The organism is Clostridium sp. 29_15 (assembly GCF_001916075.1).
Classification (GTDB): domain Bacteria; phylum Bacillota; class Clostridia; order Clostridiales; family Clostridiaceae; genus Clostridium; species Clostridium lentum.
The window spans coordinates 1-10,757 of the sequence record NZ_MNRT01000009.1 but is presented as its reverse complement, the minus strand read 5'-3'; the positions used below and the strand labels follow the sequence as shown (position 1 = coordinate 10,757).

Annotated in this window: 10 protein-coding genes and 2 tRNA genes; 11 read left to right on the top strand and 1 reads right to left on the bottom strand. The window is 28.3% G+C overall.

Features of this window, described 5'->3' with window-relative positions:
* Positions 1-23: 23 nt before the first annotated feature.
* From BHW04_RS01050 to BHW04_RS01000, 11 genes are all read left to right on the top strand, one after another.
* Positions 24-99 (top strand) — tRNA-Ala (locus BHW04_RS01050).
* A gap of 216 nt (positions 100-315) precedes the next feature.
* Positions 316-462 (top strand): hypothetical protein, encoded by a 147-nt coding sequence (locus tag BHW04_RS01045; RefSeq protein WP_022212136.1) that lies wholly within the window; start codon positions 316-318, stop codon positions 460-462.
* Positions 463-591: 129 nt separating this feature from the next.
* Complete coding sequence (locus BHW04_RS01040) at positions 592-1,035, top strand: hypothetical protein (RefSeq protein WP_022212135.1); 444 nt, start codon at positions 592-594, stop codon at positions 1,033-1,035.
* 45 nt (positions 1,036-1,080) lie between these two features.
* Complete coding sequence (locus tag BHW04_RS01035) at positions 1,081-1,536, top strand: VanZ family protein (protein WP_302633592.1); 456 nt, start codon at positions 1,081-1,083, stop codon at positions 1,534-1,536.
* A gap of 283 nt (positions 1,537-1,819) precedes the next feature.
* Positions 1,820-3,352 (top strand): AbgT family transporter, encoded by a 1,533-nt coding sequence (locus tag BHW04_RS01030; protein ID WP_302698559.1) that lies wholly within the window; start codon positions 1,820-1,822, stop codon positions 3,350-3,352.
* A 451-nt stretch (positions 3,353-3,803) separates the two neighbouring features.
* Complete coding sequence (gene fusA, locus BHW04_RS01025) at positions 3,804-5,891, top strand: elongation factor G (protein ID WP_022212132.1); 2,088 nt, start codon at positions 3,804-3,806, stop codon at positions 5,889-5,891.
* 137 nt (positions 5,892-6,028) lie between these two features.
* Positions 6,029-6,265 (top strand): hypothetical protein, encoded by a 237-nt coding sequence (locus BHW04_RS01020; protein WP_022166988.1) that lies wholly within the window; start codon positions 6,029-6,031, stop codon positions 6,263-6,265.
* 141 nt (positions 6,266-6,406) lie between these two features.
* On the top strand, positions 6,407-7,657 hold the full coding sequence (locus tag BHW04_RS01015; protein WP_302698558.1) for a competence/damage-inducible protein A: 1,251 nt from the start codon (positions 6,407-6,409) through the stop codon (positions 7,655-7,657).
* 163 nt (positions 7,658-7,820) lie between these two features.
* Complete coding sequence (locus BHW04_RS01010) at positions 7,821-8,765, top strand: CPBP family intramembrane glutamic endopeptidase (protein WP_186835654.1); 945 nt, start codon at positions 7,821-7,823, stop codon at positions 8,763-8,765.
* 125 nt (positions 8,766-8,890) lie between these two features.
* Positions 8,891-8,966, top strand: a tRNA-Phe gene (locus tag BHW04_RS01005).
* 355 nt (positions 8,967-9,321) lie between these two features.
* Positions 9,322-9,519 carry a hypothetical protein gene (locus tag BHW04_RS01000; protein WP_302698556.1) on the top strand — a complete coding sequence of 66 codons (198 nt, stop codon included), beginning with the start codon at positions 9,322-9,324 and terminating at the stop codon, positions 9,517-9,519.
* A 102-nt stretch (positions 9,520-9,621) separates the two neighbouring features.
* Here the strand turns inward: BHW04_RS01000 and BHW04_RS00995 are convergent, their stop codons facing one another.
* Complete coding sequence (locus BHW04_RS00995) at positions 9,622-10,299, bottom strand: uracil-DNA glycosylase (RefSeq protein WP_186835655.1); 678 nt, start codon at positions 10,297-10,299, stop codon at positions 9,622-9,624.
* Between the last annotated feature and the right edge of the window lie 458 nt (positions 10,300-10,757).

The window sequence follows — 10,757 nt, the reverse complement described above, 5'->3', positions numbered from 1 at the left end:
GAGTCCCTGAAGGTCCACCATACGGGGGTATAGCTCAGTTGGGAGAGCACCTGCCTTGCACGCAGGGGGTCAAGAGTTCGAATCTCTTTATCTCCACCAAAAAGCTACGAATTATTTCGTAGCTTTTTTTGTTTTATTAAGAATTTTGATTGAAATTAATATGTCGTAAATTGAATAAAAAAATGTTTTGAAATTTATACAGATTAGTTAAATATAATATATAATTATATTAAGGTACGTATACACTAATATAAAGATAAATAATTATGAAATAATTCTACAATTATTTTTATAAAGAATTAGGGATGTGAATATATGGAAAAAAGGACTGAATTGGAGAAAATGATAGTTGAGTTAAAATTAGCAAAAAGAGAATTAGTGTTATTGGGAAAAAGTACAAATATAGTAGATGAAAAAATAAAGAATATAGAAAAGAAATTAGCCAGTGAAAATATAATGTAAGTTGGATAGTTAAAATAAAACTAGATGGTCATTAAAAATATATTTTTAGATATGTGTAATATATAAATAATCAAATGCATAATAATTGATGATAAGAGTATATTGGGATAAGTATAAGGAGGAATCGTAGTGATAAGAACTGTGGTTTGTGAAAAGGAAGGATGTAGTGGAAATATTTTTTCTATAGAATCAGAGGATGGACGATTGAAATTGATATGCAAAAATTGCTTAAGTGAATACTATTTAGATACAAATTATTATGATTTTATTATGTTATCAATTTGTTCCAAGTGTAATAATGATGGTTTTAAAATTTATAGAGATACAGAAAGTAATAATGTTTACCTTAAATGTTCAAAATGTGGCTCACCTCCAGAAAAAATATATATAGATGTGGATGGAAATCAAATATCATATGAAACAAAAGTATTAAATGATGTTAAAGATATTTTATACAAAATTGAACAAAGGATATATGGAATGGAAATAAAGATACAAGATTTGCAAGGAAGCCAAAATATATTAGAGGAATCTTTAGCATATATTAATAAATATTTAGTTGAAAAGAATTAATAAGTTATGTTATGTAACAAATGATTTAGAGGATAGGGAGAAGTAATGAAACAGAAAAAGCAAAAGAAGAAATTAATTTCATGGATATTATTATTAGCATGGATGGCTTTTATATTTTATATGTCACAACAAACAGGACAAGTCTCATCAGGGCAAAGTGGAAAAATAGTCTTATTATTATCTAAAATAGGTATTGAAATATCAAAAGATAATATAAGTAATATAACATTTATTATAAGAAAGTCAGCACATTTTACTGAATACTTTATTTTATATATTTTGTTATTTAATGTAATTAAACATTATATTCATACTAAGAAGATAATATTCTATTCTATTATGGGAGTTATAATTTATGCTGTTTCAGATGAGCTTCATCAGTATTTTGTACCAGAAAGAAGTTCAACAATTAAGGATGTTTTTATAGATAGTTGTGGTGGAATTGTAGCTTCTATAGTTAATAATTTATTTTATAAGGTCAAAAATATGATAAAAATTTAATCTGTGAAACTATCAATAATTAAAAATTGCATTATTGATAGTTTTTTTTTAATAAAAGAATATAATTATAAATAACTATATTGTTAAAAAATATTTATAATAAGTTGTAAATATCATATTATTAATCATATTATTTAACATATAAATGGGAAAAATGCATAATTTTAATAAAAAATGTTTGATTTTATTACTATATCAATATATAATAAAAACATAGTAAATGAAATTTTAATAAAACTAAATTGCAAAATTAAAATTTGATAAAACTTAGGAGGAGTATGGGATGAATGAGAACAAAAATAAAAAAGGTTTTCTAGGTGCTGTTGAGAGAGTAGGAAACGCTTTACCACATCCAGCAATTATTTTCTTATTATTATGTGTAATAATAGCAGTGGTATCACATATATGTGCTAAATTGGGCGTATCAGTTACTTATACAGGATTAGATAGAGCAACAAATGAAATAAAAGAAATGTCTTCATCAATTGTAAGTTTGCTTAGTCCTGAAGGAATAAGATATATGTTTACTTCAGCTGTAACAAACTTTACAGGGTTTGCACCATTAGGTACAGTGCTTGTTGCAATAATTGGTGTAGGTGTAGCTGAAGGATCAGGATTAATAGGAGCTTGCTTAACAAAACTAGTAAGTAGTACACCTAAAAGATTAATAACTCTAGTAGTTGTTTTTGCAGGAGTAATGTCAAGTATAGCATCAGATGCAGGATATGTAGTTTTAATACCTTTAGGTGCTGTTGTATTTATGAGTTTTGGAAGACATCCATTAGCAGGTATTGCTGCAGCATTTGCAGGAGTATCAGGAGGTTTTAGTGCTAACCTTATGGTTGGATCAACAGATGCTTTATTATCTGGAATTAGTACTGAAGCAGCTAAAATGGCAGATGCAACTGCAAAAGTAGGAATTACTGACAACTGGTATTTTATTATGGCATCAACAGTACTAATAACTATTTTAGGAACAATAGTGACAGAACTTATAGTTGAACCAAAACTAGGTAAATATAAAGGTTCTGTAACGGAAACATTAGAAGATTTAACTGTAGAACAAAAAAGAGGCTTAAGATTTGCAGGAATTGCCTTAGTATTATTCTTAATAGGTATGGCATTATTAGTCGTACCAGGCAATGGAGTATTAAGAAATCCTAAAACAGGAGAAATTCTTACGTCACCATTTATGTCATCAATAGTTATAATTATTTCTTTATTATTCTTAATTCCAGGGATTGCTTATGGAATTGGTTCTAGAGAAATAAAGAATAGTAACCAAGTAGTTAATTTAATGAGTAAAAGCATGTCTTCTATGGGATCATACATAATATTAGTATTTTTTGCTGCTCAATTCGTAGCATACTTCAGCTATACAAATATTGGGACTGTAATAGCTGTTCAGGGAGCAGATTTCTTAAAGAATATAGGGTTAAAAGGAATTCCGTTAATATTATTATTTATACTTGTTGCAGCATTTATTAATATATTCATGGGATCAGCTTCAGCAAAATGGGCAATAATGGCACCAATATTTGTACCAATGTTAATGGAAATGGGTTATTCACCAGCTCTTACTCAAATGGCTTACAGAATTGGGGATTCATCAACTAATTTAATATCTCCATTAATGAGTTACTTTGCATTAATAGTAGCATTTGCACAAAAATATGATGATGAATCAGGAGCAGGAACTATAATTTCAACTATGTTACCTTATTCTATGGTATTCTTAATAGGATGGTCACTACTATTAGTAGTATGGTTTGTTTTAGGTCTTCCATTAGGACCAGGAGTAGGAATGGGAGTTTAAATTAATGATGAATTATGAGTAATGAATTAATGTACAAGCTATATAAATAGATTACAAATATTTTAAAGAATTATTTAGTATAAAAAAGAACTATATCAGATTAAAATGGAACCTATAAGATAGACACTTATAAAAGAGGTCTATATATATAGGTTCTTTTTTATACGTAAAGATAATTTAGGGGTAAGGTATAAGGAGAAATATTAAATAATAAGTAATATAAATTAAAATGGATAAATACTATTAATTAAGGGAATAATTTTATAACAATAGAAAGTAAATAAAATACTTTTAGAAATATTATGAGGCTTGTACTATTTGAACATATTAAAACATAAAAATTTAATAGATATTTATTAAGTTAAATAGTTTTAATATAAATTATATAAATATTATATATAAGAAAGGCAGGTGAAAGATAGTACTTAGGGCAAGTATTATCTAAGATATCATGAAAAACTACAATTTTGAAAGTTTAAGAAATGTAGGGTTGATAGGACATGGTGCTACAGGAAAGACATCATTAGCAGAGGCATTACTATATTATACAGGCACTACTGATAGACTTGGAAAAAATGAAGATGGAACCACTGTAATGGATTACGAAGCAGAAGAAAAAAAGAGAGGTATTTCTTTATCAACTTCTGTAGCTTGTGTTGAATCTAATAATACAAAGATTAATATAGTTGATATGCCTGGATATTTTGATTTTGAAGGCGAAATGATACAAGGAATGAAAGCAGTAGATATAGCAACAATTGTAGTATGTGCTGTATCAGGTGTTGAAGTAGGAACGGAAAAAGCATGGAAGTATTGCAATAAAGTAAATATTCCAAGGGCATTTTTTATTAATAAAATGGATAGGGAAAATGCAGATTTTGATAAGACATTAGAACAAATGAAAGAAAAATTTGGTCTTAGCATAGTACCAATAGAATATCCAATTGGTAAAGAAGAAAATTTTACTGGTGTAGTAAATATAATTTCACAAAAAGCATTTAAATTAGACAATAAAACTAAAAAAATGGTAAGTATAGATATTCCTGCAGATCTTATTGATAAAGTAAATGAATGTAGACAAATGATAATGGAAACAGTTGCTGAGACTGATGAAGAATTATTAGAAAAATATTTAGAAAATGGAAAACTTAGTGATGAAGATATTTATTCAGGATTTATAAAAGGTTGTTCTGATGGAGAGATAGCTCCTGTATTATGTGGAAGTGCTACGAAAGTAGTAGGTATCAAATCAATGTTAGAAAATATTATAGGATGTTTCCCATCACCTAGATACTCACGTGCTCATAAAGCATTAGATATTGATACTGGTGATGAAATTTATATTAAGGTTGAAGAAGATAAACCATTTTCAGCTTATGTATTTAAAACTATAGCTGATCCTTTTGTAGGAAAGATTTCATTGTTTAAAGTAATTACTGGCAAATTAAATGGAGATGCTGTAGTAAAAAACACTAATAGTGGCAAGCAAGAAAAATTATCTCATTTATTCTTTATGAGAGGAAAAAATCAAATTGTTACTGATGAAATAATTGCTGGAGATATAGGTGCAGTAGCTAAATTACAATTCACATCAACTGGAGATACTTTATGTAGCCAAGAGATTAATATTAAATATGATAAGATTAAGCTTCCTGTACCAGTTATGTCAATGGCAATACTTCCCAAAACAAAAGGTGATGAAGAAAAGATTTCTTTAGCATTATCTAAACTTATTGAAGAGGATCCTGTTTTTAAAATTGAAAGAGATAAGGAAAATGCAGAGACAATAATTTGGGGTTTAGGAGAAACTCATTTGGAAGTAATAGCTAGTAGGATAAAGAATAAATTTGGAGCAGATGTTATTTTACAGACTCCAAAGATTCCATATAGGGAAACTATTAAAGGAAAGTCTGATGTTCAAGGTAAATACAAGAAACAATCAGGAGGACATGGTCAATATGGAGATGTTAAGATAAAATTTGAACCAAGAAATGATGGTGAATTTGATTTAGATTTTGTTGATAAAGTAGTAGGTGGAGCTGTTCCAAGAAACTTCATACCAGCGGTAGAGAAAGGATTAAGAGAATGTATGTCCAGTGGTGTCTTGGCTGGATATCCTGTTGTAGGAGTGAAAGCTACATTATATGATGGGTCATACCATCCAGTTGATTCTTCAGAAATGGCTTTTAAAATAGCAGCATCTATTGCTTACAAAAAGGGGTTAGAAAGTGCAAAGCCAATCTTATTGGAACCTATAATGAATGTAGAAATTAAGGTTCCAGATGAATACATGGGTGATGTAATGGGAGATATAAATAAAAAGAGAGGTAGAGTTATGGGAATGGAACAAGTAGGTGATGAACAGAAAGTTATTGCGGAAGTGCCTATGGCTGAAATGTTTAATTACGCTACTTCATTAAGAGCAATGACTCACGCAAGAGGAAGTTATGTAAGTTCTTTTGGTAGATATGAAGAAGTTCCTGAATCAGAACTAATAAAGATATTAAATGAAGCAAAGAAATTAAAGGCAGAAGCTTAAAATAATAAGAGGTGGAGTATAATTTCACCTCTATTTTCTATTAAAATATATTACGAATGAATAAAATATAATTTATTTACATAAATTATTATTGAGTAAAAATATAGATGGACTAAAGTAGTAGGAGGATATTAAATATGCCTGACTATAGAATGGATATAAAGGGAAAGTTAGGACTAGGAGAATATAGTGATATATATGACTATATGGGAATAGTCGATAAAAATGATAATTTTACAATTACTTTAGATGCATCAAATAAACAGCACATAAATATAATTACTTCGATGCTAAGAGAAGGAAATTTTGTAATAATAGATCAAGGAATTGATACTCTTGGAGGTTATTATATTAATGCTAATAAGTATAAATAATATATCTCTAGAGCTTTAAGCTTTAGGGATTTTAAATTTGTAAAAAATAAAAACATAAAGATTTAATTATATTATGATATTAATTAATTGGATATTGATGGTATAATTCAATTAGAAGTAAATTGAATTGAGGTGAAAAATGTGAAAGCAGAAATAATAGCAATAGGTTCAGAAATATTGTTAGGAGATATTGTAAATACAAATGCACAGTATTTATCTAGAGAACTTGCTACTTTAGGAATAGATGTATATCATCAGCAGGTAGTTGGTGATAATGAGGAAAGATTATTAAAGGCATATGATGAAGCATATAAAAGAAGCGAGCTTGTAATAACAACTGGTGGCTTAGGACCAACACAAGATGACATTACTAAGGAGTCAGCAGCAAAGTACTTTAACAAAAAATTAAAGCTTGATGAAAATACTTTAAAAGGTATTGAGAAATATTTTAATAAGCAAGGTCGTGAATTAAAAGGAAATAATATTAAGCAGGCATATTTTCCAGAAGGTGCGATAATAATGCCTAATAGCTGTGGAACAGCCAGTGGTGTAATTATAGAAGAGGAAAATAAGAAAATGATAATATTGCCAGGGCCACCAAAGGAAATGGAAAGTATGTTTAATGAGCAAGTACTTCCTTACTTAGAAAAATTAACAGATTGTGTGCTTAGATCAAAGATGCTAAGAATTTTTGGAATAGGTGAAAGCTTCATGGCAGAAGAGCTAGCTTATCTTATTGATAATGGAAAAAACCCAACGGTTGCTCCTTATGCTAAAGGTGTAGATGTTAGCTTAAGGATAACAGCTAAAGGAGAAACTGAAGAGGAATGTTTAAATTTAATTGAACCAGTGGAGGCGGAAGTGAGGAAGACACTTAAAGACAAAGTGTATGGAGAAGGAGAAATTACCTTAGAGTATAAGGTAGCAGAAATGTTATGTAAAAGCAATTTAACCATTTCCACAGCTGAATCATGTACAGGGGGAATGATTGCTGCTAAGCTAATATCATATCCAGGAGTTTCACAGGTATTTCTTGAAGGTGCTGTTACATACTCCAATGAAGCTAAGGTGAGGAGACTTGGTGTTAAGAAAGAAACCTTAAATTTATATGGTGCAGTAAGCAAAGAAACTGCCAGGGAAATGGCAGAAGGTATATGTAGAGAAAGTGGATCAGATATTTCAGTAGTTACAACTGGTATTGCAGGACCAGGTGGTGGAACAAAAGAAAAGCCAGTAGGTTTAGTATATATAGGATTATGCTTTAAAGGGGAAACAGTAGTAGAAAAGTTTATCTTCCAAGGAGAGCGAGATAAGATTAGAGAAAGAGCTACTATGAATGCATTAAATCTATTAAGGCTAAAAATCATTGAAAAAGGATATTGTAGGGAATAAGAAAAAATAATCCCGTTAATCAAATGATTAAGGGGATTATCTTGTATATAAATAAAATGGGGGAGAGGCGATTAATTATGAAGCTTTATCCACTTCATTTATATTATTATCATATAAAACTATAAATATACATTATTGCAAAGTAGATTTACAGTTAGGGGGAATGTTTTTGAAAAAATTGAAGGAGGCTAATATATACTTTTTAGTTATATTGCTATTAGGTATTTTTTCGGCTTATCCATTATCATATATATTTAGTATTTTAAATATTACAGACTATAGAATGAAATTGTTTATTACACATTTAACCATATTTATAATGCCAGCAATTATTTATTTATTATTATCACCAAGAAGTATAAAAGACACTTTAAGGATTAATAAGCTTTATTTTAAAGATGCATTATTATTGATATTGTTGGCATTTGTTTGCCAACCAATGGTCACATTGTTATCTTTAATATCACAATTAGTGTTTCCTAATAATGTTGCAATGGTGATTACATCTATTATAGATACTCCATACCTTTTATTCTTGTTATTGTTTGCTGTTATGCCTGCTATAACTGAAGAAATTACTATTAGGGGAGTGGTTTTAGCTGGTTATGATGATGAAAACATCTTTGTATCAGCGGTGGTTACAGGATTGTTCTTTGGAATTATGCATTTAGATGGACAACAATTTTTATATGCAGTAGCATTAGGGATTATATTAGCATTAGTTGTTAGAATTACTAAAAGTATATTTTCTAGTATGATTATTCATTTTATCATCAATGGTACATCTGTAACATTGTCAAAGTTAATGGAGTTATTGCCAGCAAGTGAAGAGGAATTGCAGGCAGTAAGTGAAGTTACTTTAAAAAATGTACCTAATTCAGTAGTTTTAGGAGCAATATTCTTTTATGCTATTTTAACTATAATTTGCTTTGTAGCTATATATTTTATTTTTAAAAAGCTTATATCATTAAATATAAAGAGAAATATACTAACAAGAGAAGAGGTAAGAGTAAAAAATAGTTTGATGAAAAGTATAAAGGATGTAGTAAACTTACCATTAGTCTTAATAATAGGAATATATATTATCTATATGAATTTTTTTAGTTAATTAAAATAAATTATATATTATTTAATTAATCAAATAGGTGAAGAAGTAGTATATTAAGCAGAAAAAAACAATATTAACAAAAATATTGACATAATTATAGGAATATAATATAATAAAATTGTTAAGGCTCGATAGCTCAGTCGGTAGAGCAGAGGACTGAAAATCCTCGTGTCCCTGGTTCGATTCCTGGTCGAGCCACCAGGTAAGCAGCTTGTTGAATAATAAGCTGCTTTTTTGTGCTTAAATATATACTCATTAATTATAAAAGATATATTGAATCGTTATTTTAAAATGGACGGTTTAATATATCTTTTTTTTATAAAAAATATAATAACACTATGTTAAGCTGATATAAATTAAAGATAAAAGGCAATAATATAATACTAATAGATAAAGAAATAAAGCTCTATGGTATAAATAATAAAAAGTTAATAAAAAATATACAAAGAGTTATAAAATAACTCTTTACAAGTTAAGTAAAATGATTTATAGTTATTTGTAGAAAGTAATTTTATATTAATTTGTATTAAGATATAAATATGGGAGGGTAGTTAAAATGGGAAAATTTATGTTATCAGAAGAGGATTATGAATATTTAACCAAAGGAATAGCTATAGGTGTTGGAATAGGAATTTTTGTGGGAGCTTTTTTTGAAAATATAATTTTTACATTTGCTGCCGGAGGAGTAATTGGAATGATAAGTGGTTTAATATACTCTACTTATAAAGAGTTTAAAAAGAAAGAAATAATGTAAGATATTATTTTGATTTATTCTATTAGATAAGGAGCCCTATGTAAAGTTTATTTTCATAGGGCTCCTATTTTTATATATGCACAGAATAAAAAAATATGTATCCTATATATTTTCTATTTGCCAATCTATAGGTTTTTTACCTATAGAGATAAGGAAATCGTTGGCTTTTGAGAATGGATGGCTACCAAAGAATCCTCTAAAAGCTGATAATGGACTAGGATGAGTAGATGTTAATATCAGATGCTTACTATTAGTTATTAGGGATTTTTTTTGAATTGCATTATTTCCCCACAAGATAAAAACAACTGGGTCGTTCTTTTTATTTATCAATTCTATTATCTTATCCGTTAGTTGTTCCCAGCCTTTATTTTTATGAGAATTTGCAGCACCATCTCTTACAGTAAGAACAGTATTAAGAAGTAAAACACCTTGATCAGCCCACTTTTTTAAATATCCGTTGTTAGGAATATAACAACCTAAATCATTATTTAGTTCTTTATATATATTACTTAAAGAAGGAGGAATAGCAACAGTAGGATTTACCGAGAAACTTAATCCATGAGCTTGATTCATTCCATGATAAGGATCCTGACCTAATATTACTACTTTAATATTTTCATATGATGTGAAATTTAAAGCGTTAAATATATTTTCTTTATCAGGATGAATAATATGATGCTTATATTCATTATTGAGAAAATTCCTTAGGTTAAAGAAATAATCCTTTTTAAATTCATCTTTTAATAAATAATACCAGTCTTTGGCTAATACATTAGTCATAAAATCACCTCTTACATTTTAGTTTATACAATATGAATTATAAGTATTAATAATAGAAATGCCAATAATTTCATCAAAATAGGCAAAAACGTTACCTTGCATATCGTATATAGATATATTAAGAAAAATGGAGAAAAATAATATAAATTAAGATTAATATGCTTAAATTAGTAATAAAACATAAAATTATGGAGAATAATAATGGTAAGATAAAACACGTCGCAGAGATGACATACAGATAAATATCTAGTAGGTAAATTTGCGAAAATGGAAAGTAGTTTCTGAAAAAAACTTTTTAAAAAAAAGTTGTTGACAGAATAAACTTCCAGTGATAAGATAAGAAAGTCGCTTGAGGGCGACAAGATAAATGGTCTTTGAAAATTGAACAGAATATAGTTAATATAAAACCAGCAATTCTTTTAAGTCTTATAAAGACTCAAAGTAATTTGAGCAAAACA